26 protein-coding genes, 1 tRNA gene and 1 pseudogene are annotated in these 26,401 nt (G+C 69.0%); 18 read left to right on the forward strand and 10 right to left on the reverse strand.

The genetic code is table 11. The features are described from left to right. Positions 1-177: 177 nt before the first annotated feature. Complete coding sequence (locus tag ACWCXH_RS25230; RefSeq protein ID WP_449803750.1) at positions 178-555, reverse strand: nuclear transport factor 2 family protein; 378 nt, start codon at positions 553-555, stop codon at positions 178-180. Between the two features lie 154 nt (positions 556-709). Here ACWCXH_RS25230 and ACWCXH_RS25235 point away from each other — a divergent pair, with 154 nt between their 5' ends. Both ACWCXH_RS25235 and ACWCXH_RS25240 read left to right on the forward strand, forming a co-directional pair. After that, on the forward strand, positions 710-3,421 hold the full coding sequence (locus tag ACWCXH_RS25235; RefSeq protein ID WP_449803751.1) for an ATP-binding protein: 2,712 nt from the start codon (positions 710-712) through the stop codon (positions 3,419-3,421). A gap of 188 nt (positions 3,422-3,609) precedes the next feature. Beyond that, on the forward strand, positions 3,610-6,036 hold the full coding sequence (locus ACWCXH_RS25240; protein ID WP_449803752.1) for a PKD domain-containing protein: 2,427 nt from the start codon (positions 3,610-3,612) through the stop codon (positions 6,034-6,036). A gap of 249 nt (positions 6,037-6,285) precedes the next feature. On the opposite strand, the gene ACWCXH_RS25245 is transcribed toward ACWCXH_RS25240, so the two are convergent. Beyond that, positions 6,286-6,708, reverse strand: a complete 423-nt coding sequence (locus ACWCXH_RS25245; RefSeq protein ID WP_449803753.1) for a hypothetical protein — start codon at positions 6,706-6,708, stop codon at positions 6,286-6,288. A 245-nt stretch (positions 6,709-6,953) separates the two neighbouring features. Here ACWCXH_RS25245 and ACWCXH_RS25250 point away from each other — a divergent pair. Next, positions 6,954-7,232: pseudogene (locus tag ACWCXH_RS25250) on the forward strand (N-acetyltransferase family protein); the annotation flags it as partial. Between the two features lie 348 nt (positions 7,233-7,580). On the opposite strand, the gene ACWCXH_RS25255 reads toward ACWCXH_RS25250, so the two are convergent. The 5 genes from ACWCXH_RS25255 to ACWCXH_RS25275 form a co-directional block, all read right to left on the reverse strand. After that, positions 7,581-8,213, reverse strand: coding sequence for a hypothetical protein (locus ACWCXH_RS25255; RefSeq protein WP_449803754.1), 633 nt, complete (start codon positions 8,211-8,213; stop codon positions 7,581-7,583). A 27-nt stretch (positions 8,214-8,240) separates the two neighbouring features. Next, positions 8,241-9,977 carry an Hsp70 family protein gene (locus ACWCXH_RS25260; RefSeq protein ID WP_449803755.1) on the reverse strand — a complete coding sequence of 579 codons (1,737 nt, stop codon included), beginning with the start codon at positions 9,975-9,977 and terminating at the stop codon, positions 8,241-8,243. After that, positions 9,974-11,116: a hypothetical protein gene (locus ACWCXH_RS25265; RefSeq protein ID WP_449803756.1), complete on the reverse strand. Its 1,143-nt coding sequence runs from the start codon at positions 11,114-11,116 to the stop codon at positions 9,974-9,976. The genes ACWCXH_RS25260 and ACWCXH_RS25265 overlap by 4 nt, the downstream gene beginning before the upstream one ends. A 310-nt stretch (positions 11,117-11,426) precedes the next feature. Continuing rightward, positions 11,427-11,996 carry a hypothetical protein gene (locus ACWCXH_RS25270; RefSeq protein ID WP_449803757.1) on the reverse strand — a complete coding sequence of 190 codons (570 nt, stop codon included), beginning with the start codon at positions 11,994-11,996 and terminating at the stop codon, positions 11,427-11,429. 269 nt (positions 11,997-12,265) lie between these two features. Beyond that, positions 12,266-13,021: a GntR family transcriptional regulator gene (locus ACWCXH_RS25275; RefSeq protein WP_449803758.1), complete on the reverse strand. Its 756-nt coding sequence runs from the start codon at positions 13,019-13,021 to the stop codon at positions 12,266-12,268. An 80-nt stretch (positions 13,022-13,101) separates the two neighbouring features. Here ACWCXH_RS25275 and ACWCXH_RS25280 point away from each other — a divergent pair, with 80 nt between their 5' ends. The 4 genes from ACWCXH_RS25280 to ACWCXH_RS25295 all read left to right on the forward strand — a co-directional run bounded on the left by ACWCXH_RS25280 (position 13,102) and on the right by ACWCXH_RS25295 (position 15,037). Further along, on the forward strand, positions 13,102-13,401 hold the full coding sequence (locus ACWCXH_RS25280) for a hypothetical protein (RefSeq protein WP_449803759.1): 300 nt from the start codon (positions 13,102-13,104) through the stop codon (positions 13,399-13,401). A 102-nt stretch (positions 13,402-13,503) separates the two neighbouring features. After that, on the forward strand, positions 13,504-14,214 hold the full coding sequence (locus ACWCXH_RS25285; RefSeq protein ID WP_449803760.1) for a GntR family transcriptional regulator: 711 nt from the start codon (positions 13,504-13,506) through the stop codon (positions 14,212-14,214). Further along, positions 14,211-14,624 carry an ATP-binding protein gene (locus ACWCXH_RS25290; RefSeq protein ID WP_449803761.1) on the forward strand — a complete coding sequence of 138 codons (414 nt, stop codon included), beginning with the start codon at positions 14,211-14,213 and terminating at the stop codon, positions 14,622-14,624. The genes ACWCXH_RS25285 and ACWCXH_RS25290 overlap by 4 nt, the downstream gene beginning before the upstream one ends. Continuing rightward, positions 14,621-15,037 carry a hypothetical protein gene (locus tag ACWCXH_RS25295; protein ID WP_449803762.1) on the forward strand — a complete coding sequence of 139 codons (417 nt, stop codon included), beginning with the start codon at positions 14,621-14,623 and terminating at the stop codon, positions 15,035-15,037. Before ACWCXH_RS25290 ends, ACWCXH_RS25295 begins: the two co-directional genes overlap by 4 nt. A gap of 163 nt (positions 15,038-15,200) precedes the next feature. On the opposite strand, the gene ACWCXH_RS25300 is transcribed toward ACWCXH_RS25295, so the two are convergent. Together ACWCXH_RS25300 and ACWCXH_RS25305 are read right to left on the reverse strand one after the other, a co-directional pair. Beyond that, positions 15,201-15,959, reverse strand: coding sequence for a glycosyltransferase family 2 protein (locus ACWCXH_RS25300; RefSeq protein WP_449803763.1), 759 nt, complete (start codon positions 15,957-15,959; stop codon positions 15,201-15,203). Between the two features lie 5 nt (positions 15,960-15,964). Next, the gene (locus ACWCXH_RS25305; protein WP_449803764.1) at positions 15,965-16,753 is read right to left on the reverse strand and encodes a GntR family transcriptional regulator; all 789 of its coding nucleotides are present in this window, start codon (positions 16,751-16,753) and stop codon (positions 15,965-15,967) included. A gap of 183 nt (positions 16,754-16,936) precedes the next feature. Here ACWCXH_RS25305 and ACWCXH_RS25310 point away from each other — a divergent pair, with 183 nt between their 5' ends. The 11 genes from ACWCXH_RS25310 to ACWCXH_RS25360 all read left to right on the forward strand — a co-directional run bounded on the left by ACWCXH_RS25310 (position 16,937) and on the right by ACWCXH_RS25360 (position 26,180). Further along, positions 16,937-17,311, forward strand: a complete 375-nt coding sequence (locus ACWCXH_RS25310) for a hypothetical protein (protein ID WP_449803765.1) — start codon at positions 16,937-16,939, stop codon at positions 17,309-17,311. 85 nt (positions 17,312-17,396) lie between these two features. After that, the gene (locus tag ACWCXH_RS25315) at positions 17,397-17,696 is read left to right on the forward strand and encodes a hypothetical protein (protein WP_449803766.1); all 300 of its coding nucleotides are present in this window, start codon (positions 17,397-17,399) and stop codon (positions 17,694-17,696) included. Continuing rightward, positions 17,693-18,982: a hypothetical protein gene (locus ACWCXH_RS25320; RefSeq protein ID WP_449803767.1), complete on the forward strand. Its 1,290-nt coding sequence runs from the start codon at positions 17,693-17,695 to the stop codon at positions 18,980-18,982. Before ACWCXH_RS25315 ends, ACWCXH_RS25320 begins: the two co-directional genes overlap by 4 nt. A 20-nt stretch (positions 18,983-19,002) precedes the next feature. Next, a complete protein-coding gene (locus ACWCXH_RS25325) occupies positions 19,003-19,335 on the forward strand; it encodes a hypothetical protein (protein WP_449803768.1) in 333 nt (110 codons plus the stop codon). A gap of 88 nt (positions 19,336-19,423) precedes the next feature. Continuing rightward, entirely contained in the window at positions 19,424-21,625 is a 2,202-nt protein-coding gene (locus ACWCXH_RS25330; protein WP_449803769.1) for a cell division protein FtsK, read from the forward strand. Positions 21,626-21,761: 136 nt separating this feature from the next. Continuing rightward, positions 21,762-22,013, forward strand: coding sequence for a hypothetical protein (locus ACWCXH_RS25335; RefSeq protein WP_449803770.1), 252 nt, complete (start codon positions 21,762-21,764; stop codon positions 22,011-22,013). A 24-nt stretch (positions 22,014-22,037) separates the two neighbouring features. Continuing rightward, on the forward strand, positions 22,038-22,220 hold the full coding sequence (locus ACWCXH_RS25340) for a hypothetical protein (protein ID WP_380444171.1): 183 nt from the start codon (positions 22,038-22,040) through the stop codon (positions 22,218-22,220). Positions 22,221-22,369: 149 nt separating this feature from the next. After that, the gene (locus ACWCXH_RS25345) at positions 22,370-23,263 is read left to right on the forward strand and encodes a bifunctional DNA primase/polymerase (RefSeq protein WP_449803771.1); all 894 of its coding nucleotides are present in this window, start codon (positions 22,370-22,372) and stop codon (positions 23,261-23,263) included. Next, positions 23,260-24,267 carry an AAA family ATPase gene (locus ACWCXH_RS25350; RefSeq protein WP_449803772.1) on the forward strand — a complete coding sequence of 336 codons (1,008 nt, stop codon included), beginning with the start codon at positions 23,260-23,262 and terminating at the stop codon, positions 24,265-24,267. The genes ACWCXH_RS25345 and ACWCXH_RS25350 overlap by 4 nt, the downstream gene beginning before the upstream one ends. Continuing rightward, positions 24,264-24,626: a helix-turn-helix domain-containing protein gene (locus ACWCXH_RS25355; protein ID WP_449803773.1), complete on the forward strand. Its 363-nt coding sequence runs from the start codon at positions 24,264-24,266 to the stop codon at positions 24,624-24,626. Before ACWCXH_RS25350 ends, ACWCXH_RS25355 begins: the two co-directional genes overlap by 4 nt. A 15-nt stretch (positions 24,627-24,641) precedes the next feature. Then, positions 24,642-26,180 (forward strand): LacI family DNA-binding transcriptional regulator, encoded by a 1,539-nt coding sequence (locus tag ACWCXH_RS25360; protein WP_449803774.1) that lies wholly within the window; start codon positions 24,642-24,644, stop codon positions 26,178-26,180. Positions 26,181-26,311: 131 nt separating this feature from the next. Here ACWCXH_RS25360 and ACWCXH_RS25365 read toward each other — a convergent pair. Next, positions 26,312-26,385 (reverse strand) — tRNA-Pro (locus ACWCXH_RS25365). Positions 26,386-26,401 lie beyond the last annotated feature (16 nt).

Here is a 26,401-nt window from a genome sequence, read left to right on the forward strand (position 1 = left end):
GGAACGGGCGGGTGGGTTTCGGACCGTCCGTCCGTTCCGCGTCGGTTCCGCGTCCGTCCCGTGCCGGTTCCGCGCCGGTTCCGCGCCGGTCCCGCGCCGGTTCCGCGTCGATCCCGCGCCGGGTTCCGTGCCGTCTCGGAGTCCGGGCGACACGGAACCGGCACCCGCCGCGGCCGCTCAGGCGCCCGGGACGCGGTCCAGGAAGCCGAACACCGACGCGATCCGCCCGTCCGGGCCGGCCGCCAGGACGTCGAAGCCGATCACGATCGGCTCGGCGCCGGCCGGGCCGAGGTTCCAGGTGAACCGGGCGATGTCGTGGTGCGCGTCCACCGGGCCGAGGGTGAACTCCAGTCCGGGGAACTGCGCCTGGGCGGCGCCGATCAGCGCGTCGATCGCCTCCCGGCCGGTCACCGCGGCCAGCGGGTCGGTGTAGCGGCCGTCCTCGGCCCACACCTCGTCGATCAGCTTGCGGCGGGCGGCCGGGTCGGTCTCGTTCCAGACCGCGAGGTAGCGCTCGGCGAGCTGCTGGAGGGCGGCGGTGGTGATCTCGGTCATCGTCTTCGTCCTTGTCCCGGTGGGGTGTTGGCGGGTCGTTCCCGCTGCTCACAAAGGTAGGGAGGGGCCGGCGCGGGCGAATCCGTCACGTATGGGTAAGGGGGTGCGTACGTTCGCCGGTCACCGTCCACCGGGGGTGGGTAGGGTCGGACCCATGCTGTACGGGAGGGAACGCGAGCAGGCCGTCGTGGACGGGCTGTTGGACGGGGCGAGGGACGGCCGCAGCGGGGTGCTGCTGCTGGCCGGGGAGGCCGGGATCGGCAAGACCGCCCTGCTGGACCACGCGGTCGCGGAGGCCGGGGAGGAATTCCGGGTGATCCGGGCGGCCGGCATCGAGTACGAGGCCGAACTGCCCTTCGCCGGACTGAGTCTGCTGCTCGCGCCCGGCCTCGACCGGCTGTCCGCGCTGCCCGGGCCGCAACGACTGGCGCTGGAGGCGGTGTTCGGCCTCGCCGCGCCGCCCGGTTCCACCAGCCGCCTGCTCACCGGGCTCGCCACGCTCGGACTGCTCGCCGAACTCGCCTGCGACCAGCCGCTGTTGTGCATCGTCGACGACGTCCAGTGGCTGGACCGCGCCTCGTGGGACGCCCTGCTGCTCGCCGCCCGCCGCCTCCAGGCCGAAGGGGTCGTCCTCCTGCTCGCCGCCCGCACCGACGGCACCGAACCGGTCGCACAACTGGGCCTTCCCGAAGTGCACTTGGCGCCCCTCGCCGAGGCCGACGCCGCCCGGCTGCTCGCCCGCCGCGCCGGCCCCGACCTGCCCGCCCCCGTCCGCCGCCGGCTGCTCGCCGAGGCGGCCGGAAACCCGCTCGCCCTCACCGAACTCCCCGTCACCGGCCCGGAAACGGCCTCCCCCGGCAGTCTGCCGCTCACCAGCCGGCTCCTCATCGCCTTCCACGGCCAGGTCACCGGGCTGCCCGCCGACACCCAGACGCTGCTCCTCGTCGCGGCCGTCGAGGAGAACGGCGAACTCGACGTCGTCCTGCCCGCCGCCGAGACGCTCGGCGTCGGCGCCGAACACCTCGCCCCCGCCGAGGAGTCGGGACTGGTGGCGATCGCCCCCGACCGCAGGCTCACGTTCCGTCACCCGCTCCTGCGTGCCGCCGTCCTCCAGCGCGCGCCGCACCTCCAGCGCCTGGCCGCCCACCGGGCCATCGGCGCGGCCCTGCCCGACGGCGACCGCCGCACCTGGCACCTCGCCCTCGCCGCCACCACCCCCGACGCCGACCTCGCCGACGCGCTCGAACACACCGCCGTCCGCGCCGAATCCCGCGGCGCCCACGGCGGCGCCGCCGCGGCCTACGAGCGCGCCGCCCGGCTCACCCCCGACCGCGACGCCGCCACCCGCCGCCTCGTCCTCGCCGCCGAAGCCGCCACCGAGGAGGGCAGGCTGGCGCACGCCGAGGCGCTCGCCGACCAGGCCGCCGCCCGTACGGACAGCGTCCTCGCGCACGCGATGCTCGACCACGTCCGGGCCACCGCGCACTTCTGGCGCGGCTCCTACCCGACGGCCTACCGCCTGCTGCTCGACGCCGCCGGCACCGCCGTCGAACCGCCGCACGCCGCCCGGATGCTGTTCCAGGCCTTCCACGCCGCCTGGTACGCGGGCGAGGAACCGGTGGCCGCCGTCCTCGACCGCCTCGCAGCCCTCCCGCTCGCCGACGGCGACCCGCTCACCCCGCTCGCCCGCCACCTGTCGGCCGCCGTCCTCCCGGCCCTCGGCCGGCCCGCGCCGCCACTGCCCACCGCCCGCGCCACCGCCGACGCCGCCCGCGCGGCCGGCGCCGACACCCCGGCCGACCTCGTCCAGCTGTGCGGCGCCACCCTCGTCCTCGGCCGGGACGACGAGACCGCCGAACTCGCCGGCGAACTCGTCGCCGAGGCCCGCGCCAAGGGCGCCGTCGGCGTGCTGCCCACCCTGGGGTTCTTCCTCGCCGAGGCCGAGCTCTTCCACGGCCGCCACCGCGACGCCGAGGTCACCGCGACCGAGGCCCTCGGCCTCGCCCGCGACACCGGCCAGCACCAGTGGGTCAGCCAACTCACCGCCCTGCTCGCCTATCTGGCCGCCCTCGCCGGCACCACCGACACCTGCACCGGCCTCGCCGCCGAAGCCCTCGCCACCACCGGGCCGCAGACCGCCGCCCCCGCCTCCGGCGAACCCTGGGCCCACTGGGCGCTCGCCCTCCACGACCTCGGCCACGGCCGGGCCGGCGACGCCGCCGACCGCCTGCACACCCTCGCCACCGGCCGCTACCGGCACCACGTCAGCGCCACCCGCGCCGTCCCCGACCTCGTCGAGGCCGCCGTCCGCCTCGGCACGCCCGACCGCGCCGCCGAGCCGTACGAACGCTTCGCCCGCTGGAGCGCCGCCGCCGGCCGCCCCTGGACCGAGGCCCTGCGCCTGCGCTGCCAGGCCCTCCTCGGCCCCGATGAGCTCGCCGAATCCGCCTACCGCGCCGCCCTCTCCCGGCACGAGGGCACCCACCGCCCCTTCGAACAGGCCCGCACCGCCCTCCTCTACGGCGAGTGGCTCCGCCGTGCCCGCCGCCGCACCGACGCCCGCCCCCACCTGCGGGCCGCCCTCGAAACCTTCGAACGCCTCGCCGCCCACCCCTGGGCCGCCCGCGCCCGCACCGAACTCACCGCCACCGGCACCACCGCCCCCGTCGCGCCGGCCACCGACTCCCCACTCGCGGCCCTCACCCCGCAGGAACTCCAGATCGCCCGCCTCGCCGCCCAGGGCCTCACCAACCGCGACATCGCCGCCCAGCTCTTCCTGAGCCCCCGCACCGTCGGGCACCACCTCTACAAGGCCTACCCCAAACTGGGCATTACCTCCCGAACCGCCCTGGCCGACCTGCTCTGACCCACCGTCGGACGCCCGTTGGACCACGCCGCCGCGCTCAGAGGGGAATCCCGATGGAACGCGCGGACGAGCAGGGTGGATACTGCTCTGCGCGCCGGTCGATGATCACTTCCGCGCGGTCCCGGGCCGGGACGCGTCGGCGCTGTTCCGCGTCACTCGAAATTCCTGGAACGTTCTGGGGGATGGACATGTCCATAAGACGTCACATCGGCATCGCCGCAGCTCTGGTGAGCTCCGCGATCGCCGGATCCACGCTGTCGGCGGGCGCCGCGAACGCGGACGCGACCACGCTCTACGTGAACAACGGCCCGTCCGCGCACTGCTCGGACGCCGGGACGGGCACGCAGGCCCAGCCGTACTGCACCGTGCAGGCCGCCGCCGACGCCGCCCAGCCCGGCCAGACCGTCCAGATCGCCGAGGGCACCGGCAACTACGCCGAGCAGGTCACCGTCACCCACTCGGGCACCCCCGGGCACCCGATCACCTTCCAGGGCCTGCCGGACACCGACAAGCTCCCCACCGCCCAGATCGGCGGCACCGGGGCGCACGGCTTCTCGCTCTCCAAGGTCCACGACGTGACCATCCAGGGCCTGGTGTTCGCGACCGGCCAGGAGGCCGTGCTGGTCGCCGACTCGGACCGGATCGTCATCGACGGGAACATGCTGGTCGCCGCCGGGCAGCAGTCCGCGCCGGGCATCCGCCTCACCGGTGCCACCACCGCGAGCACCGTCAGCCGCAACCGGATCGGCGGCAGTGGCACCGCGGGCATCGTCGTCGACCCGAAGGTCTCCGGCGCCGTCGTCACGACCAACGTCCTGACCGCCAACAACGGCGGCGGAATCCTCGTCACCGACGCCCCCGGCACCGTCGTGACCAGCAACTCCGTCGCGGAGAACTGCGGCACCGGCATCTCGCTGGCCGGCGCGTCGAGCGGTGCGGTGATCGAGAACAACATCGTCACCGCCACCAACCCGAGCACCAGCAGGTGCCCCCAGAGCAGCCCGACCGAACTCGCCGTCTCCGCCGGCTCGGTCACCGGCACCAAGGCCGACTACAACGTCGTCCACCCGGGCCCCAGCAGCACCAGCTACTCCTGGAACGGCACGGCCTACGCCTCGCCCGCGGCCTTCACCGCGGCGACCGCCCAGGGCGCGCACGACCTCGCCACCGACCCGGGCTTCAGGCTCTCCGGTTCGGCCAACGAGGACCTCACCCCGCTGCGCGACGGCGCCGCCATGGACTCCGCCGACGCCGACGCGCCCGGCGAGCTGACCACCGACCTCTTCGGCAACCAGCGGGTCGACGACCCGCTGGTCGACAACACCGGCACCGGCACGGCGACGTACTACGACCGCGGCGCCATCGAGTACCAGAACCCGTTCGCGGTGGGCGTGCGCCCGGACTGGCAGACGCAGGTCCCGGCCGGACACCCGCTGGACGCGGCCGTCTACGGCACCATCTGGTCGCCGTGGTCCCGGGCCACCGCGACGCTCGACCTCGGCGACGGCAGCGGCCCCCAGCCCTACACCGGCGGCTCGCTGACGCACACCTACCCCGGCCCCGGCACCTACCACGCCGTGCTCACCGCGACCGACGGGCTCGGCAGCACCAAGACCGCCACCACCGACATCACCGTCGCCCAGGTGGGCCCGCTGTCCTCGCCGACCATCTCGGCGGTCCAGAACAGCGCCAACGGCGTGACGCAGGTCGAGCTCTACGCCGGCGTGACCAGCCCGTGGCCGCTGGCCGGCACGACGGTCGACTTCGGTGACGGCACCAGCACGGTCGTGAAGGGCCGGACCGCCGACGTTCCGCACACCTACCCCCACCTCGGTACCTACACCGTCACCGCCACCTTCCTCGACGACCACGGGCGTTCGCTGACGTACTCGCAGCAGGTCCGGATCGACGGCTGGGTCCGCAGCGGCACCCCGGTGACGGGCCGTTGGGACGGCGGCGCGAGCACCCACGTCGGCGTGTTCTACAACGGCTCGTGGTCGCTGGCCACCACCAACGACAACAGCGGCCCGGTCACCCAGGCGAACTTCGGCCAGAGCGGCGATGTCCCCGTGACCGGTTCCTGGGACGGCCGCCACGACCAGCTCGGCATCTACCGCAACGGCGTCTTCGCGCTGCGCCACGACGACGCGAGCGTGACCGCGGTGAACTTCGGCGCGCCGGGCGACATCCCGGTGCCCGCGCTCTGGGACGGCAACGGCCACGCCCAGCTGGCCATCTACCGGCCCAGCACCAACACCTTCGCCGTCCGCCACGACGACGGCAGCGTCACCACGGCGACCTTCGGCGCCACGGGCGACCTCCCGGTCGTCGGCGACTGGGACGGCGTCGGCCACGCCCAGCTCGGCATCCTCCGCTGGAACCAGCCGGTCAGCACCAACACGTTCGCCCTGCGCCACGACGACGGCAGCATCTCCACCGCCACCTACGGCTCCCCGGGCGACTTCCCGGTCGTCGGCGACTGGCTGGGCCGCGGCCGTACCACCTTCGGCATCTACCGCCCGGCCGGCGCGGTCTTCGCCCTCGACAACGCCTACGCGGGCGCTGCCGACTCCGTGTTCGCCATCACCTCGGTCGCCCCGCCCGGGATGCAGTAACCCGCACCACACCCCGAACCCACCGCAGGCCCGGTGCCCCACCCCAGGGGCGCCGGGCCTTGCACTGGCGGCCAGTGCCGGACGGCCCGCTGTTCCTTGCAGATCCTTCCAGGGCCTACCCCTGATGGGTGAGGGAACGTCAAGTGGCCTGGATAAAGGGGTGATCCTCGTTCGGCCGTGGTGGGGGCGTGTCTCGCCGACTCTTCGCCAGTGTGACGTATACATCGCTTGTTCCCAGTTCTTCACAGCTCACGGTTCTGCCGATCCCAGATCATCGCGGCTCGCTGTCGGGGCGCGGGGCCGTGGCGCCGGTTGCGAGGAGAGAGCGATGCGTCTGGCCGGTATGAGCTCGCCCGCGCAAGGATCGTTCGCCGGCGCGATGACCAACCCGCTGTACACCAGCCCCTTGGCCGGATCGCTCTTCGGAACGACCGTCAGCGGGACATGGTTGCCATCGTCGTGCGCGGGCTTCCCAGGCGCGGCCGCGCCTCGGGTGGCCGCTCCCGCCGCCTTGGTGGCGGCCGCCGGGTGGGACTCGAGCGAGCCGCTCGCCACACCGATCCCGACGACGACGGCTCCCGCCGCGACCGCTGCCACCATCAGGGCAAACGGACGCCGCTGCCGCTGCCGCTGCCGACGCCGGTGCCGGTGGGCCGTTTGGTTCTGATCCACGATCACTCTCCTCGTCGGCAGATGAGGGACAGGGGGCTGCCGACGTTCAGGGGACCAAGGAGAGTGATCCGAATAACGGAAAACCTCATCGAGCTGATCGGCACACGCTGCCCCGCTTCCGAGACCGTGTGCGGGACCATCGGACGGCCTGTCCGGTGCTCCCGCTGATTCGGCCTTGCAGCCGCTGGCACTGCGCCCCACCCCACCCCGCGACGAGATCGAGCAGCGCATCCGCGGCCTGATGGTCGGCCTCGGCATCAAGGCAGCGGTGCGCGTACGCAGGTGTCGTCGAGCGCTCCGTCTACGTCCACCCCGACGCGCGCGGCCGATTCGGCGCCGCGCTCCTGGACTCGCCGGTCCCCTCCACCGAGGCCGTCGGCACCTTCCCCGAGAACACCGCCCGCCTCGCCGTCCACGCCCGCTCCGGGTTCCGCGTCATCGGCACCCGCGAACGCATCGGCAACCACCACGGCATCTGGCGTGCCGGCACCCTCGTTGAACACCGTAGCCCTGCCGTGTCCTGAATCACTCGGGCGGCGCTGGCAGAGCCACCCGCCCTGCCGACGCTTCCTCAGCGAGCGTTGCCGGCGGTCGGGGAGGGTCGGAGCGGCTGCTGTACTTTCGTGCTGTACACAACGCCAGAGGCCCTATCGGATCTCTCCGATAGGGCCTCTGACCTGGGTCGGGGTGGCGGGATTTGAACCCACGGCCTCTTCGTCCCGAATGAGGTCCGACTGTCTCGTCGACCAGCGCGAGTCGAAGAACACGCAGATAAGACCGTTGGGCAGCGTTGGTTTCCATCGCGCCTTCGTGGACCAGGATTCAAGATCTACTCCCAGCGCACTCCCCACTCTTGCCAGGCCCGCGCCGAGCTACCTGCTTCCAGAGTCGGTATAGACCTGCTGGTGCAGGAAGCACTCACCATCGGCAACGTATGCCGGCGTCACTACGAAGGCGATGTCGCCAGACGGGTCGCAGCTTGACCAGACCTTCTGCCGGTCGTCATTTACGGGGAACTCTGGATCGAACCCGTAGTCCCAGACGAATTCCACCCCGAGATTCCTAGCGGTATCAAGGATCTGCTTGGCGCGAAGTGCAGCATTTCCGGCAGAAAGCCAAATGTCGTCTCCTTTCCGACACTGAAGGATCCGTCGCGCGCGTCGAAGGTCAACCCCAGACGGAGCCAGGTAACAAAGGAAGAGCCGGTTGATCAGTTGAGCAATCCTCTTCCTCCGGCGAGTCCCGTCATTGATGTTTGCAGATGCCACGAGAGCCAGTGGTTGAAGCTTCTGATTGATAAACTGCTCAAGTTCTCCAGCAGTTCGACGATGGAGTTCATCTGAACTGCCAGTCAGGTCTGTTCGGCTGCGCGTCCACTCAGCCAATACGGCATGGAGCTTTTCTTCCAAACCCCGGATTTGATCCTGGACTTGTCTAACTTCATGAATTACCGCGTCAAGCTGGGAAGATGCGATCTCGGTCTTGTTCTCTTCCGATTGACCCACCCGGTCCTCCGTTTCGGCGAAAACTTCCTATGCCGGCATGAAGTCGAGATCGACTGTGGTTGACTTGCCGGTCTTTGCTACCGTAGCCGTAACTCTGATTTGAACCTCGCCGAACAACATCTGCAGATCTACTGATCGCTCGTCGAGGGGAAGGCTCATCACCTCAGACAGGTCGATTTCTACCTCACCCACTTTGCGGCAACCTTCATCGGTGACGTATCGAGGATAGACAGCATTGGTAATAAAGAGGTCGAACCGAAGACTTTCCTGATCAGGGCGCAACGGCAGGAAGGAATGCTCTATTGCCTCGTCGACCCGAATGCTCTGGCCAGCATGAACGAACCTACTGAAGCGGGATTTGCACAGCACCCTGCCATCATGAGAAATGAACTTTGACCCCACAGGGTCTCGGCCGGGCTCAAACGGAAGAGCCGAGTCGCAGCCATACGTGTATTTTGTCCGACGAGACTTAGTTTGCGGGTCGTAGAGGTAGTGAACGGCGCCGCGGAGAACCGCGACTTCGGGCTCCGGGGGCACAAGAAGGTCTGCCCGTCCGGCCAGGTGCCCTTCAAACCTCTTTTGAAGATACGGAGAGTTTCCAAAGCCCCCGACAAGGATCACCAGTTCTCGCCCGGGGGCATTCCTCCGCTGAAGCTTCATCTCTGCCAGCTGCTTATCAACAAGGGAAAGAATTTCGGGAACTACGACCTCGAATACTGCCCTCGCCTCCGATGCCTTGACAACGATGAAGTCGATCACACCATCCTGCTGCTCCCGGAGCGATTTGCGCGATTCGTCGTCGAGCAGGCGATCAATAGCGGCCGGCAGCGGAAGGTAGATGTCGTCGTCGCTGTTCCCGTCAAATACCGCTTTTGCTTTCTCCCACGAGTCCATGAGTTCGAGCAGAGACGCGGGAGCGGCAGAGTTGATCTGGTCTATGGCGGCATAAGACCCGAAGCGTTGCGTTAGGACCATCTCCAGAAAAGCCTGATTTACATATTCCGAGCCATATTTTCCGCCATATTCTCGCCCAATTTCTACCAGCTTATTCGTGTTGTCTGTGCGGTAGGCGGTCAGGTCCACCGTCCCACCGCCGCAATCCGCCACGAGAAACCTTGAGCCACGTGACAGCAGGCTTGCCCGTCCACCGCTAGCATGTGCAGTTCGCACGGTCGATACACGCGCGTGGTACGCAGCAGCTTCGGGCTCTAGAACGAGTTGCATCCTGCGTGGGTCCTCCGGGAGACCGGCAGCAACGGCAGCTTCCTTCATCAGTTGTTTCTGATAGTCGTCCCAGATAGCCGGAACTGTGAGACACCATCGGATTTCGTCAGCAGAGAACCCACTCTTTTGCACTTCCTCGATGGCCAGCGACGAGATACTCTTGAGAATTAGCGTGGCAAGTGCCCGAGACTCCTCGGGCTTAAGAGTTCCCCCGGAGATCTCGCCAGTGCTTCTTTCGGGGTCTGGAGCCAGCGACATCTTAAAGCTGCTGACATATCGACATTCCTCAGGCTTGCCTTGCGCCGAAAGCATTGCCCATCGCCGACGGGCCTCATAGCCCCATGCAATAATTGCTTCATTTTCGTCAAGCAGCAATGCTGAAAGATTCTTGGGGTACGGAGAGGGGTGGTCCTTCCAACGTGTTCGGACCCAGATCTGCCGGCGTTTCGGATCCTTGTGGAGGTCATCAATAGTCGTCCACGCAAAACCCGTGCCATGTGTACCAAAATCAACGGCGACGATTACCCGCTGCTTCTTCAACTGCTCCCCCAACCGAAACTACGACGGACGGCGTCACGTGCCAATGGCTCAAGAATTGATTGCGCCCTGAGCATGTTTTCATTGGAGGCGACGGAATCCAGCACTGCTATCAGCTCGCGCAGAGCCTCGGTAGAAACCGAAGATTCGCGTACTCTGATGGCGGACTCTGCTTCAAATAGGGCCTGCTCTGCGAATTCAGAGGCGCGATCCAATAGTCCGGCCTCCCGGTAGATCTGTGCTTGACCCACTCGCGCCGCCAAGGTATCGATTCGCTGGCGCTCCAGCGCTACCTCGTATGAGGCGGCAAGTCCTGCGGCAATAGCCCGTTGTTCTGGCCCCATGCTGTCGGGTATGAGCGTATGCAGCCGCGGTCGCCTGCCATATTTTACGAGATGGAACCACTCGGCAATAAGTCCAGCAATAATTGCCGTGGACCCGCCGAGCTCATCCTCGAAAGCTAGTAGACGAGCAGCTCGCCCCTCAGGCGGATCCGCTTGAGGCAGAGACAAGGGCGGAAAGTTCATCTGAACTGAGCGAAGCTCCGGCGAGTCGACGATGTTCCAGGCGTGCAATGAATACCATGCGCGCTGATTAGACTGGACCTCGCCGTGAACCAGTACCACAGGAAGATCGCGCAGAGCCCTTTGGATGATCAGAATGTCCAGATCTGTGTTTCGAAGGGGTCGCTTAAGGAAGCCATCCAAGGGGACTAGATCGTTAGACCAAGATTCGCGCAGCCAGGATCGCCTAATGGAGACGCGAAACGAGTGCGGGGCTGAATCATTCTCTTGCCCACTTAGATCGTCGCGCACAAATGGGGCGATTAGCAGGGCGGGCACTTTGCCGCCCTCGGTAGCCGCGTGGACCAGCCCGTAGAATTCGTCGGCCGTAAAGGCGAAGGGGGCTTCGCCGAGCTCTCGGTCTATCCGGCCTTGAATCTGCTTTACATCAAGGCCAATTTGTGCGAGTCTCCAGTCTCTTTGCGCTTCGTACTCGGCTGACACCCCTAGCTCGCGAAGCTTGTCGCCTGCAGCTCGCTCGTCTCTCTCTAGAGCCCTATCATGGGCGCTTTCGGACTCCTGATCGCGCAGGGTGTGCAGCAACTCCTGTTGGGCGCTGAAACTCCCGTCCTGCTTCATCTTGTAAAGCGTTAGAAGGTTCCCACTCAGGCCGGAAAGGCTGCTAAATAGCCCTGGGGAAATCAACTGAGGAACCTCCGTGCAGCGCTTGTAGGCGGTATCCGCATGCTAGAGCTTTTCTTCTGCCCGCGGCGGTGTTTGGTCAAACCGTGAAGGAGATCATGTGAATTTTAACCTATATGTCCAGATTTGATCAAGGTGAGCCCGGGTGCCTGTGGTGGTGCAATGGCGCCTCTGGTAGCCGCCGATCGGAGACCAGGCTTCCCGTTCGAATGTCGAACGTTTGCCTGTAGGTGGTTAACAAGTCTTGCTAAGGCTGGGTGCCGTGCGCGGAACCTCGCGGGGGCGGCAACAACAGGTCACGCTCCGGGTGGCTCTCGCCGGTGACGTTGCCCTGGACGCCGAGGTCCTGGCGGGCAGCATCGTGGAACTCGTTGATGGCGCCGAAGACGGCGCGGTTGCGAGTGCGCCACTCGTCAAGTGTGCCGTGGACCTTACCGCCGGCCTGCCAGTCGACCTGAATGGCCACGGCGTTGAGTTGGTGGGCTGCCTCTACGACATCGTCTCCGCCGAGGAGCATGATGCGTTCGAAGGCGCGGCCCCGCTGCCAACTGGCCTCGGCTAATTCGACGGTGAGCTCGTGCTCGCTCTTGTTGCTTGTGTGGATGCCTTCCTTGTGCTCGTAGAGCTGTACGGCGAGGTAGACGCACGACCTGATCTTGTCGATATAGCCCTCGTACGCGTTGAGCTTCTTCTCGTCCCACCGGGTCAGCAGCTCGTGTTGTTTCCGGTGCCGCTCCATCGCGTGGTTGGTGAGGTGCGTCGTCAGCGCACCCACGAGGACGGCTGCGATCGTCACAAGCTGCTCGGCCGCGGCCAAGTCGCCCCCCAAGACATGAAGTTCTCTTGATGTCTTGGGGATTCTAGGAGTTGGACGGGATGCGCCGCCCTACGAACGGCTGACTTGGCGCATGTCTGTCGGCTCACGCTGTGGGCATCCAGGCTGAAACATTGGGGGACTGAGTCAGCTGGCGTTGGAGCATCCGGGACGGGCGCGTGACACTGTGACAGCTGTGACGGCCGCGCCCGATGTTTCAGCCGGACCTCGGACGGAGGCGAATCCCGCTGCGTGCGGAGGTCCGGGGTTGCTCAGGGGCTGATCGGTACCTCGTAGACCAGCTCGCAGAGGGTTGCGGGAAGCACGATGTCGGCTGTCTCGACTGCGCGGCCGTCGTCGGCGACGTACGTGCGCCGGATGTTCGTGACGAGCGAGCCGCGTTGCACGCCGAGGAGTGAGGCTTCCTCGTCGGTTACGTGTCGCGGCTCGGGCTGCTCGGTGAAGTGGCTGACCGTGATGCCGATCTCCGCCATGCGGCTCACGACGCCGCGGCCGGCCAGTGGTCCGCCCTCCGGCAGGACGACGATCGTTCCCGCGGTGAGGTCGTAGGGCTCCCAACTGGTGGACAGCTGGATCGGCTTGCCGTCAGCGAAGTACTCGTAGGACGTGCGGACGCAGAGGTCGCCTTCGCCGATGCCGAGGCGGGCCGCGATGTCCGCCGGCGCTGGAACCTTGGCGTCGGTGCGGCTCTCCCAGGTTCCCCGTCGACCGAGGCTGGTCATGTCGGCCTGGAAGGGCGAGCCTCCGCGGTCCTCGCGTGCCCGGGAGCGGACCAGTCGCAGTCGCTGGCGCGGTTCGGCGACGAAGGTGCCCGAGCCCGCACGGCCTTCCAAAGCGCCCTGGAGGATGAGCAGTTCCTGCGCGCGACGCACGACGTTGTCACCTACGCCGAACTCGCGTGCGAGCTGAGCGCGCGAGGGCAGACGGTCGCCCGGTGACCATTCCCCGCTGGCGATGCGCTCTTGCAGGGCGTCTGCGATGCGCAGGTACGGAGGTTGCTCACGCATATGGAAAATCTAGTCCACTAGGTCTAATCTAGTTAACTAGCTTCGCTCTAGGTGGCCAAGAAGCTACGGAGGGGTGTCCTGTGTCCTCGTGCGATCAGGCACGTGCTGACGGCATCGCTGCCGGTCTCTTGGCCCTCGGGCTCGATCCGCAGATGAAGGATCACGGCAATCACGCCTGCATAGAGATGGAGGTGCCGGACTCGACAACGGCCGAGTCGTGGGGAGTTCTTCTGGCGCTGCTGGAGACGGCCGACCAGTTCGGACTTGTCAGCAGCGCCAGCCGTGGCCTGATCGCATGGGCCGCCGTCCGCATGGATGCGCCCGCGACGGACGATGCAGTCGCCGTCGCGGGGCAGTGCCGTCAGCTGTATGGGAGCTGATCAGCGTGTTCGACCTTATCTGTCCCGCCCTGCCGCAGTACTGCAGTTCCACCGATGACAGCCGGAGGTGGTGAGCGCGCCATGGCTGTCCGATACGTACGCGTGGCCGAGGACCTCCGGCGCCGGATCGGCTCCGGGGTACTCGCGGCCGGCAGCAAGCTGCCCTCGGAGAGTGAGCTTGCCGCGACCTACGAAGTCGGCTTGCCGACCCTCCGTCGGGCTCTGGACGAGCTCCAGTCCGAGGGGTTGATCGAGAAGTTCCACGGCAACGGGAACTTCGTTCGCCGCCCGGTCCAGCCGATCACTTACGCCGGCGGGCGCCACTCGCAGGACCCGTCAGCGGCCTACTCGCCTGCGCTGCGGATCGAGGTCACCGAGACCGAGGTGAAGGCGGAGGGCGAACTCCAGTCGTTGCTCAGGGTCCGCGCCAAGACGCCGGTGGTCGAGCGCGTCTACCTCAGCGAGCACGCCGGTCGCCCGTGCAGTCTGGCGCGGGTCTACGTGCCGCGTGCGCTGGACGCTCCCCTCCCGGAAGCTCCGTGGTCGCCCTGGGGCGACGACGTCCGCGCGCATCTGCTCGCGCGCGGCATCCCGTGCGTGGCGACTGCCGAGCGCGTCACTGCGCGCTTTCCGAGCGCCGAAGAGGCCGATGCGCTTCGCATCGTTGCCCGGATTCCCGTCCTGGCGATCGAGCGTACGTCGACTGATAGCGCCGGTCGCGTGGTGATGGGCGTGTTGTTGGTGCTCCCCAGCGACCGAGCCGAGGCGGTCTTCTCGACCGGCGGGCCAGAGCTGACGGGAGTCGGGAAGTGACGAGGCTCATCGGAACGTCTCAGGCTTGGCTGTCTCGTCATCAGAAGTCGGTTGGCGCCGCCCGGAGCCTGCTCCGGGAGTTTCTGGCCGATGTCGATGACGGCCACCGGTTCCTGGGCACCGGAGAGTTGGTCCTGTCCGAGCTGGTCAACAATGCCGTGCAACACGCTCGGGTGCCGGGTCGTTTGATCTTCGTCCGATTCGACATGGAGCCCGGGCTGCTGTGCATCGAGGTTCACGACGCCAGTCGGCAGATCCCGAAGATGCGCACGGCGGGCAGTGAGGACGAGTCCGGCCGCGGTCTGCGGTTGGTTGACCAACTCGCGAAGGAGTGGGGCGTGCTTCCCCGTGAGGGTGTGGGCAAGTCGGTCTGGGCGTTGGTTGCCCCGGCGGATGGGGGTGCGTCGTGAGCACTGATCAGACCGTGCAGCATCAGCGAGAGGCCGAGGAGGACACGCCGGTGTTGAGCATGAACGACGGAGAGATCAAGGCCTTCGGCCCGGTCATGGCCTCGATCGACGGCATCATGCCCGAGGCGAAGTTCGACCGGCTCCCCGACGCGCTTGCGGCGCTGCTCGGAGAGGTCAAGCAGCTGACGGTGTGGGCATGGCACCGGGACTTCATTGAGTGCGGCCTCGGTCGCCCGGGTGCGGCGGAGTTCATCGCGGGTCAGGTGTGGGGCACGGGTAGCTGGGCGCTGGCGCTCTACGTCGGCGACCTGTCGGAGCCTGCGGAGCCCCACATGATCAGGATCCGTCCGGCCCATACGGGCGGCACCGAGATGAAGACGCAGGCTTCTGTTCAGCCCAGCGCACTCGGCTGACGGACTTCGAACAGGGAGGGGAAGTGCAGCCGCTCCGGGCCGATCGTGCCCGGAGGCCGGCCAGGCCACCCCATCCCTGAGGCGCTGACTACGGCTGAGCCCGGACATCTCCAGGACGGAGAGGTGTCCGGGCTCTTGCCGCTCCGGTCGCGGGACGAAACGCTCAGGCCCCGGTGGGGTACTGCCACGCCAGCCCCGCGAGCAGCTCCGCCCTGGCCTCGATGACCGCCATCCGGGCCTCGCGCTCCGCGCTTTCGACGTGGGCGGCCTGGCTGGTCACCTGGCCGGGCCACTTGCGGTAGTGCAGGCCGACCTCCGCCGCGAACCAGCCGCGGCTCACCGCGCTGAGCGCGAGGAGGAGTCCGGTGTCCTCGGAGGCAGGGAGGGCCATCCAGCCGCCGAGGGCCATCAGCAGGTCGCGGCGCATGCAGAGCGTCGCTGGGTGGACCTGGGCGCGGTAGTTGTGGGCCTTCCAGTGATCCAGGACGGCACCGCGCTCGATGGGGCCGGCGGGCGGGTCCTGGTCGAAGCCGACGAACGAGCCGTCTGGGAGCAGATCAAGGACGCGGGAGGTCGTCCAGCCGATCTCGGGGTTCGAGGTGAGCGCGGCGATGTCGCGAGCGAGGGCGCCGGGGGCCAGCATGTCGTCGGCGTCCAGCACCTTCACGTACTCGCCCTCGGCCCGCGCCAGCGCCATGGTCCGGGCCATGCCCGCACCGCCCGGTCGGCCCTGACGGAAGCTGATCCGGACGTCGTCGGGGACGTAGGGGGCGACTTGGTCGCTCTTGCCGTCCTCCTGGATCAACCAGAGCCAGTCCCAGTCCTCCGGCAGTTCCTGCTCGCAGAGTGACTTGTAGGCGTCCGCCAGGAACGGCGCGGCCGGCGGGTGGACGGCGGTGACGATGATGATGCGCCGCTGCACGGCCCTCACCACCTTTCCAGTTGAGTGGTGAAGGTCAGCTCCGTGCGGTCGCCCGGGAGGGTGACGTCAGCGATGTCCACGACGCGCCCCTTGACGTCGATGGACGTCTTGCGCAGGACCAGGACGGCGGTGCCGGGCGGCAACTCCAGTTCCTCGGTCTCCTCGGCCGTCGGGGGCCGGGCGGTGACGCGCTCGACGACCCGGTCGACCTCGATGTCGACCGTGTGGAGCTGGTTCTGCGTTCCGCCGGGCCAGGGCTCCTTCGTGGAGTCCAGAAGGTCGGGGTTGCCCGCGATCATGTCGTGGACCAGGTACGAACGGGTGAGGTTGAAGGGGGCCGTTTCCGTGCGGTAGCGCGTACGGAAGGTGCGCTCCAGCAGCGTCGTTCCTTCCGACACTCCGAAGGCGTCGGCCCACTCGGCATCCGCAGTGATCCGCCGATACTCGGCAGCGAAAACCAGGTCGTCCAGCTCCAGGCCGGTGTCGCGCTCCGTCGCACCAGTCTGCTGGCGCTCCGTCAGCGAGCCGCGCGCTCGGTCCTTCTCCCACTGGTGCCGGTCGTTGCTGCGCTGTACGAGCTTGCGGGCCTTGCGGACGAAGTTGCCGCGGCCGTGCTGCTTCTCGATCAGCCCTTCGGACTGCAGGAGGGCCAAGGCCTGGCGGATGGTCGGGAGGCTCTTGCTGTACCGCTCGACGAGGTTCGTCTCTGCCGGCAACCGGTCGCCGGGCTTCAGCTCGCCGGCCCGGATGAGCTGGCGCAGGTCGTCCGCGATGCGCTCGTACGCCTTCGCCATGGTGTTCACCGTCCTAGTCGGCTAGCGGACACCAGCATACGAGTCCTCAAGAGGACTTGACGAGTTGGGGTGGCGTAGCTCATAGTCATGGAACTCCTAAAGAGGACCTGAAGACATGATCTCTTGAGGAGTTGCGGGCGGCTGCGCACGGCTGGACCCGCTTCCGATCCCGAGGGGGGCCAAATGCAACTCGCAATCGGTGACGTCGTCCGCGACCGGAGTGACATGGCGCTGGGCACGGTGGCCGGCTCCGCCGAACAGGCGGACGGCAGCGTCGTGGTGATCCAGCTCTCCGGCGGGGAGCTGCGCCAGGTTCGGCGCTACGACCTGGAGCTGGTGGGCCGCCGACCCGAGTCGGAGCCGGACGGCGGGAGTGTGGCGTCGTGGGGCGTCCGTACGGTCGCGTTCGCCGTGGCGACGCTCGGCGGCGGAGCCGAGCTGGCCTCCGGGGGTGGCTGGCTGTTGGCCTTCCTGGTCGGCCTCGGGTCCTCCTCTGCCGTCATGGCGGCCTTCCAGGCCGTGCAGCGGATGGCCGCCCCTCGGCGCATCCACGTCTGAGTAATTCGTTGCCGGCGGCGGCGGTCGACGGATCAAGGAAGCCCGCTGCCCTGGCTCTCTCCATCCCTCCAGGAGTAGGAGAAGCATGCGCACTTCGTTACACGATCGACGGCCCGACAGGGCTGATGAGTTCGAGGGGCAGGCCGGTTCGCTGTCGGACGGCGAGCAACTCCCAGAGTTTCTCCGCGAGTTGTTCGTCGGCCGGGCGGGCGAGTCTGACACTGAGCGCGCTGTTCGCGTGGACGCTGCCCGGGGCATCCTGGCGGATCTCCGCGAGGACGCGCCTGAGCTGGTCGCGTACGTCGCGGAGCTGCTGCTGGACGCCGCCACGTTCGTGACCCGCTGCGCCGACTGCCGGTCTTTCCGGGCGGGGAGGGCCGCATGAGTCGGCCGACCGTCTACAGTCCGCGGGCCGCACGGCAGTTGGACGCGGTCGCCGTGGAGCTCGCGCGGGCACAGGCCGGGCGGGACCGCGCCGAGGCCGAGGCCTTGGCGCTGAGCGCGCGTATGGCCGCCGAGCGGGAGCGCCAGGAGGTGCTGGCCGAGTTGAGGGCGGTCGCGGAGGCCGAGCGCGAGCGGCGCAGGGCGCGGCGGCGTGCCGAGCGGGCACGAAGGTGGGCCGTCCGCCGGGAGGCCTTGGCCGGTCGTGCGGTGCTGCTGGTCACTCTGGCGGTGATCGCGCTGTTCGTGGTGGTGGCGCTGCCGGGGCAGATCAGCTTTCTCGCCCAGCGTTGGCCGCTGCCGATGGCGCTGGCCGGTGGGGGCGCATTGGAGTCCCTGACGTGGGTCTTCGCGCTGCAAGGCCGGGTGCGGGACGCGCGCGGCCTGTCCGCGGCAGTGCACCACGCAGGCATCTGGGTCGCCGCCCTGGTCGCCGCGGGCATCAATCTCACCCACGGCGCGCAGATGTGGGGGACCGGCTTCGCGGTCGTGGCCGCGTGCGGCTCGCTCGCCGCGCCGATCACCTGGCACATGTACCTGCACTCGCAGCGGCAGGACGTCAGCGACCCGCGCCAGGCACGGCGCGACCGCGAGCGGAGGCGCCATCACCGCAAGGTGGCGCAGACCGCGAGGTGGCTAGCCAGCGCTCTGCCTTCGGAGCTGACGCCGGAGGAGTTGTGGGCGCTGGCCTGGCGGGCGGTGCACGGCGCCGATCCGGGGGTCACCGCGGACCTGCTCGTCGCGCACGCCAAGGCGTCAGGGGCCGTGGCGAAGCATCTGCGCCCGGGGGACCGGGCCGGCGTGGAACTGCTCGCCCGGCCAGCCGCCAGCTGGCCCACGCTGGGGACGACCGATGTGCGGACTGCTGTGGAAGCCGGCTTCGCTGTTGCCCGTCCGGTCGCCGAACTCCTGCGGGCCGACGCCAGCGGCTCCGCACCGGCCGTGCCGCCGGCAGGGCGTACAACGCCGTACAGCCAGCTCAGGGGCCGTACAAGCGCACCACGTACGCCCCGTACAACCTCCGTACCGGCCGCGCCGGACGACGCCGGGATGGAGGCGAAGCGCCGTGCGGCACGGGCCTCGATCCGGCGCACCCTCGCCGACGGCCGCGTTCCTTCGCCGACCGAGATCGGGCGGACCCACGGCATGTCCCCCGAGTGGGGTGCCAAGCAGATCCGGACCGTGCGGACGGAACGTCGATCCGGCCCCGTCGACGCGACCAGCAAGTGACCGAGTCATACCCAAGCTGAATGGACTATGCGATGAGCCTCATCGTGACGTACGTGCACGCCACTCCCGAGCTCGCTGTCACCGGGAAGCGACAGGCCGACGGCTGCCCCGTTCTGACACTGGCGACCGCGACGAGTGAGGTCGACATCTTCGGCCCGAACCCGAGGTTCGACGGTCCCGCCGCGCACCTCGCGTTCGCGGAGTCGCTGGCCAGGGCGGCGAACACGTTCCTGGAGCTGGCTCGGGACTACGCCGCTGGGGCGCAGCCGTGGCAGCTGGACCGGCCGGGCGGAGTCGAGCCGGAGAACGTCCCGGACGTCGTCGCCGAAGCCGACACGGCGCGCTCGCTCTGAGACGCCGACGAACTCCCGGAACGCGCCCCGCCTGGCAGCACAGCGCGTTCCGGGTCCCCTTCGCCACCGATGTGAGGAAGGATCCACAGTGAACCATGACAACGAGGACGACGACGCGCGCGAGCTGTTCGCGCGCCTCGAAGCCGAGTTGAACGCCGACCGCACCGGCAGCCCGGCCGGCCTCGGCCAGGGCGAGCAGCACGGCGCCGGTCCGGCCCTGGCCGTCAGCCACGGCAACCCGGAGACGGACTCGGTGTACGAGAGCGCACCTGCCGCGCCGGTCGACAAGCCCGCGCCCGCCGGTCCGGGGTGGCTGGAGCGCGTCCAGGCGGAGAAGCGGCGCCCGGTGGTCCCGGCCTGGCTCCGGAGCAAGGCCGAGTTCCAGGCTGCAGCTCGCTGGACGGTGGGCCACTACGCCCACACGATCGCCTTCCACGCGGCCCGTCTGCCAGCCTACGCGGGCAAGCTCGCGGTGCGCTCGCCCCGCGGTGCGTCCCGCGCGATGCGGGAGTTCCGTCGGTGGACGCGCGACCTCGAAGGCGAGCCGGTCCGCGCGTACGCCGTTGCCACCGAGGACGCCGAGCTGTACCTGAAGCTGACCCGTCAACGCGACCGGCGGGTTGCCGCGCGGGGCTGGCTCACCGTCCTGTACATCCTGATCGCCGCTGCGTTCGTCCCGCTGCTGGTGCTGGGCACTCCCGGTTGGATCCAACTGGCACTCGTCGCCGCCATTGTGCTCGGCCTCGGCGCAGCAGGGGCACCGGCCGATCAGCCGCTGATCTCCCGCGCGGTGATCGCGGCGACGGTGCAGCGACTGACCTCCGAGATGGTTGAACGGGCGCTGTCCGTGCTGGCCATCAGCGGTATCACTCAGTACCTCTCCAAGGGTGGCCGCATGGAGTTCACGGCCCCGATCACCCGTGACGGGCCCGGTTGGCGCGCCGACGTCCAACTCCCGCCCGGAGTCACGGTCGGCGAGGTGATGGAGAAGCGCGACAAGCTGGCCTCCGGTCTGCGCCGGCCGCTGGGCTGCGTGTGGCCGGAGCCGATGGCGGGCGAGCACCCGGGCATGATGGCGCTCTGGGTCGGCGACCAGGACATGAACAAGACGCGCCAGCCGGAGTGGCCGCTGCTCAAGGCCGGGACCGTGGACCTGTTCAAGGCGGTGGGCTTCGCCACCGACCAGCGCGGGCGCTGGGTCGACGTCACCCTGATGTATGTCGCGGGCGTCATCGGCGCCATCCCGCGCATGGGCAAGACCTTCCTACTGCGCCTGCTCCTGCTGATCGCGGCCCTGGACCCGCGTGCCGAGCTGCACACCTACGACCTCAAAGGCACCGGCGATCTGGACCCGGTCGGGGAGAAGGTCTCGCACCGCCACCGGGCCGGCGAGGACGACGAGGACATCAAGTACGCCCTGGAGGACATGCGCGCGATCCGCGAGGAACTGCGCCGCCGCGCCAAGGTGATCCGCTCCCTTCCGCGAGACATCTGCCCGGAGTCCAAGGTCACCAGCGAGCTGGCCGACAAGAAGTCGCTGGGCCTGCACCCGATTATCATCGGCGTCGACGAGTGCCAGAAATGGTTTGAACACCAGCTCTACGGGCGTGAGTTGGAGGAGATCTGCACGGACCTCGTCAAGCGCGGTCCGGCGACCGGCATCGTTCTCCTGCTCGCCACGCAGCGCCCGGACGCCAAGTCGCTGCCGACCGGCATCAGCGCCAATGCCTCCGTCCGGCTGTGCCTCAAGGTCATGGGCCAGCTGGAGAACGACATGGTCCTGGGCACCAGCTCCTACCGCAACGGCATCCGGGCCACCACGTTCGCGTGGGCCGACAAGGGCATCGCCTACTTCGTCGGCGAAGGCGCGGACGCCCGGATCGTGCGGGCCGTCAACATCGACGCCCCCACGGCCGAAGCCATCGCCACCCGCGCCCGAGCAGTGCGAGAGCGGGCCGGCCTGCTCGCCGGATACGCCGCCGGCAAGGACAGCGAGTCGGCCGCCGGGCCGTCCTACGACCTGCTGGCGGACATCCTCGCCGTCGTCCCGGCCTCCGAGGCGAAGGTGTGGTCGGAGACCGTCGTCGCCCGGCTCGCGGAGCTCCGCTCGGAGGTCTACGCCGGGTGGGCGCCCGACCAGCTGACCGCCGCGCTCAAGCCGCACGGCATCAGCACCGGCCAGGTCTGGGGCACCGCCGAGGACGGCAAGGGCGCCAACCGGCGCGGAATCACCCGGGCTCACATCGTCGCCGCTGCTACGAAGCGTGATCAGAAGCGCGACGCGGCCTGACCGCCGTCGGCGCTAGGTCTAGCACCGGTACTCGCTAGACCTAGCGGCCCCGCTAGCACGCTCAAACCGCCCTGAACAGGGATCTATCGCCTAGCGCCCCGCATCTCGGGGTGCCCGTAAATACCAGGGAGGACGCATGTCCAGCGCCCTGCTGTCCGCTAGCCCCGTCCTGCTGCTCATCACGCTTGGTTACGCATTGCTCTGTGTGGCCAGCCCGTTCGGCGACTGCCGCAGGTGCCGCGGCTTCGGTTTCCACCTCAAGTACGACCGCCGCGGTCGACCCTCCCGCGGGAAGCACTGCCGTCGCTGCGACGGCATCGGCAAGCGCATCCGCGTCGGGCGCCACCTCTACAACCTCGCGCGCCGCCTTCGGGCCGGCGCCCGCTGACGTCCTCACGAAGGGAGTCCGGCCTTGGCCGTCACCGTCTCCACCGCACTGATCTTCTTCGCCATCACCGCGGTCCTTGTCTGGGCCAAGCGAGTCAGCATCCTCGCCGCCGCTGCGATCTGGCTGTCGGGCTTCACCGCTGCCGCGACCGTGGTGGCAAGCCCCATCCACGCCCTGCTCACCGCGCTCACCACGGCCGGGCACTGAGCCACCAGCCGACTCGGTGACAGCCGACGCCCGACCGGCACCAAGCCCGGCCGCTGACGCGTCGGCAATACCCGGGGCAGCAGACGACGGATCAGGAAGCCCGCTGCCCCGGCCTCCATCCCATCCAGGAATAAGGAGGTGCTCCAAGGATGCACCACACCACCCCCTCCCCGCTGCTGCGGGCCGCATTCAAGGCCATCGAACGCGGTTGGCGCGTCTTCCCGTTGGTGCCGGGCGAGAAGCGTCCGGCGGTCAGGGACTGGGAATCGCGCGCCACGATCGACCGCCACCGTGCCGCCCGGTGCTGGACCGCGGGTCGCTACAACGTCGGTGTCGCCACGGGTCCCTCCCGGCTGGTGGTCATCGACCTGGACGTGCCCAAGCACAGCCAGGACCGGCCGCCGGCCGGGACACCGGCCGGAGTGGCTGACGGCCGTGACGCCCTTGCTCACCTCGCCGAGCGAGCCGGGAAGCCGTTCCCGGGCGAGACCCACACCGTTCGAACCCGCCGCGGGCTCCACCTCTACTTCGCGGCCCCCGCAGGTGTGGAACTGCGGAACACCGTCTCGGTCCTCGGGTGGAAGGTCGACACCCGGGCCTGTGGCGGCTACGTGGTCGGCGCCGGCAGCACGGTGGACGGCAGCCGCTACCTGGTGCTCCGCGACGAAGAACCCGCTCCGCTGCCGGACTGGATTTGCGAGCTTCTCGTGCCGAGGTCGCTGCCGCCGCAGGTGCACGTCACCACGAAGCTGACGGTCGGCGACCGCCACCGCGCCTACCTGGACGCTGCGGAGGCACGTGAGCTGGAGCGCGTCACCAGCGCCCGCCCGGGGCAGCGGAACCAGGCCCTGTACCTCGCCTCCGCGGCGCTGGGGCAGCTTGTGGCCGGTGGCGAGCTGCCCGCCTCCGAGGTCGCCGAGCGGCTCGTCTCGACGGCCCTGGCGAAGGGTCTGACCGAGCGGGAAGCCCGCGCCACCGTCGCCTCGGGCTTCCGCGCCGGGGCCAAGCGTCCGCGTACGGTCGCGAGGGGGCGGGCGGCGTGAGCGAGTCCTCGTACATCCCGGGAGCCGGTTCGCCGGACCCCCTGCCGTTGCAGCCTGCGCAGCAGCGCATCCGTACGGCTTGGACCGCCGACGAGCTGATGGCGGCTCAGTTCCCCGAGCCGCGCTGGGCGGTGCCCGGCATCATCTCGGAGGGGGTCAACCTCCTCGCCGGGCCGCCCAAGGTCGGCAAGTCGTGGCTCTCGCTCGGACTGGCGCTCTCGGTCGCCGCTGGCGGCCAGGCCCTTGAGCGGGTCCGGGTGGACTCCGGCCCGGTGTTGTACCTGGCGTTGGAGGACACCGCGCGCCGCCTGCAGACCCGGATGCGCAAGATCCTCGGTACCACTCCGGCGCCGTCCACGTTGACGCTCGCCACTTCGTGCCCCGCGCTGCCGCAGGGCGGAAGCGAGGCCATCGCGCAGTGGGTCGAGCGCCACCCGGACGCCCGGATGGTCATCATTGACGTCTTCGCGAAGATGCGCGGACCGTCCATGCCTGGTGCCTCCGCCTACGACGCGGATTACGCGGCCGTGGGGCACGCCAAGCGGATCGCCGACCACTACGGCATCGCGATCGTGCTCGTCCACCACGTCCGCAAGGCCGGCTCGGACGACTTCCTCGCCGAGGTCTCGGGCACCAACGGTTTGGCGGGCGCCGCCGACGCGACCCTGGTCCTCAAGCGCGCCCGGGGTCAGGCCGACGGGGTCCTTCACGTCACCGGCCGCGACGTGGACGAGACCGAGTACGCGCTCCGCTTCCACCCGGAGGCGGGTGCCTGGCAGCTCCTCGAAGGCACCGCGGCCGACCACACCATCGGCGACACCCGCGCCACGATCCTGCGCTACGTGCGCGCCAACCCCGGGGCCAGGCCGAAGCAGATCACCGAGGGGACCGGCCTGGAGCCGGCCCTCGTCCGACAGACCTGCTCCCGGATGGCCAACGACGCTCAGCTTTTGAGGCGGGCCGGCGGCTACGCCGTCCCGGACGAGAACGGGGGACAGGGATGACCAGTCACAGCCGTCACAGTGTCACACCCGTCACGCCGCAAGCGCTGTACCACCCGGACCAGGTCGCCGCGATGCTCGGACGCTCGGAGTGGTGGGTCAGGGAGCAGGCCAGAAAGACCCGCATCCCGTACTGCCGGGTCGGCAACAGCTACCGGTTCACGGCCGAGCACCTGGCCGAGATCGTCAGGCTCCTCGAAGTGCGCCCGCAGGTGAGCCCACCCCCGGTCGCCGTCGACCCGCAGCCGGCTCGCTCGGCCTGTCCTGTCGGCCCTGAGCGGGCTTCCGCGCCGCAGACGCGCCTCAAGGCGAGGCCGCCGCGTCGGCGCCTTCGTGAGCTCCAGACGGCCGCGGTTGCGTAGGGGGAGGGAACAACAATGGGGTTCGGAGAGAAACGCGGCGACTACTACCGCGGCAGGTACTGGCTGGCGCCGGGCAAGCTCGCCACCGTGGCGGACGAGAACGGTGCCACGATCCGGTTCCGCACCAAGCGGGAGGCGGCCAAGGCGGCCAACGACAAGGAGGCTTTGGTCCGTGCCGGGACGCTGCCGCCGGCGCCCAAGCCCGCGCCGGAACCGGAGCCCGCGCCGACGCCGCTCACCTTCGGCGAGTACGCCAGCACCTGGTACGGCGAGCAGGACCTGGCGGCCTCGACCATGCAGAACTACAAGCGACACATCGAGCAGCACCTCCTCCCCGAGTTCGAGTCGGTTCCTATCGTGGAGATGACGCGCGCCCGGATCGAGGCGTGGGCCAAGGCGGAGCGGGAGCGCGGCTACGCGGTGAGCAGCATCAAGACCTGGCGCAGCACGCTGCACCTGGTCCTCGGGGATGCGGTGGAGGACGGCATTCGCGACTCGAACCCGGCGGCCCGGCGGCGGGGCCGTGGGAAGCGCGCCGGCCGGTCGCGCAACCGCGGTCCCGAAAAGGTAGTGACCGATGCTCTCGGCATCCTGCTGATCGGCGAGCGCGCCTCCCTGCTCTCCGGACGGGACGACGAGTTCGTCGCGGTGGTCTCCAAGGGATTCACGGGCAAGCGGTGGGGCGAGCTGGTCGGGCTGGAGACGGAGTACGTCCGGCCCACGAGCGTGCGGATCGAGTGGCAGCTCTACGAGCTGGACAACGGTGAACTTCACCGTTGTCCGCCCAAGGACGACTCGTACCGCACGATCGACACCCCGCCCTTCCTCTCGGCCCTGCTGGCCAGGCAGATCGAGCGGAACCAGCCGAAGCCCTGCGCTTGCCACGGGCGGACCTACGTCTTCAGCGGCCACGGGGCCGCCAACGGCGCAGCTCGCCGCACCGGCGTGAAGCTCGTCGACGTCGCCCAGCGGGCTGGGGTCTCCGCCGGCACGGTCTCCAACGTGCTGAACCGGCCCGAGACGGTCCCGGAGGTCACGCGGCTGCGCGTCACCAAGGCCATCGCGGATCTCGGCTACCTCCGCAACGGCGTCGGCGGGGAGAACGCGGCGCACTGGCGGCGGAGCGGCTTCGCGCAGTGGCTGTTCCAGCCGACGGCGACCGGGTGGTACCCCAAGAAGTCCCCGCAGCCGGCGCACCCGGTTCCGGTGCTGGCCGAACCCTGGCCCGGGATCCCTGCCCGGGGACGAGGCGCGGCGGCACGGGCGGAGGCCTGCTGGCTGCCGATCGCCCAAGGGCTCACGCCGCACGGCGAGCGCCACGCGCACAAGGTGATGCTGGACTGGCTGAAGACCCCGAAGGTGCTGACCGACGAGCGGATGGGCCATCTCGACGGTTCGGTCGGGGCCCGCTACTCCCACGTCACTCAGGAGATGCGCGACGAACTCATGGAGGGTCTGACCCGGATCTGGGAGGAGGCGCTCGCCGCCCGTCGGCGGATGTGTCCTCGGTCACCCGTGGCCGTGCTCGACGCCCTACTGAGGGGGAGTCAGTAGAAGTCGCGCTCCTGAGCGACCTTCCAAGATCCACTCCCCAACTCACTCCCCAGTGGCCCTCAAGGGCGCCAAGAAACCAGTCAGGGCCGATCTCCCTTGCGGGAGACCGGCCCTGAGCTGGTCTTACTGGGTCGGGGTGGCGGGATTTGAACCCACGGCCTCTTCGTCCCGAACGAAGCGCGCTACCAAGCTGCGCCACACCCCGGTCTTGCGGTTTGTCG

The sequence above is a fragment of the Kitasatospora sp. NPDC001660 genome (assembly GCF_053596725.1).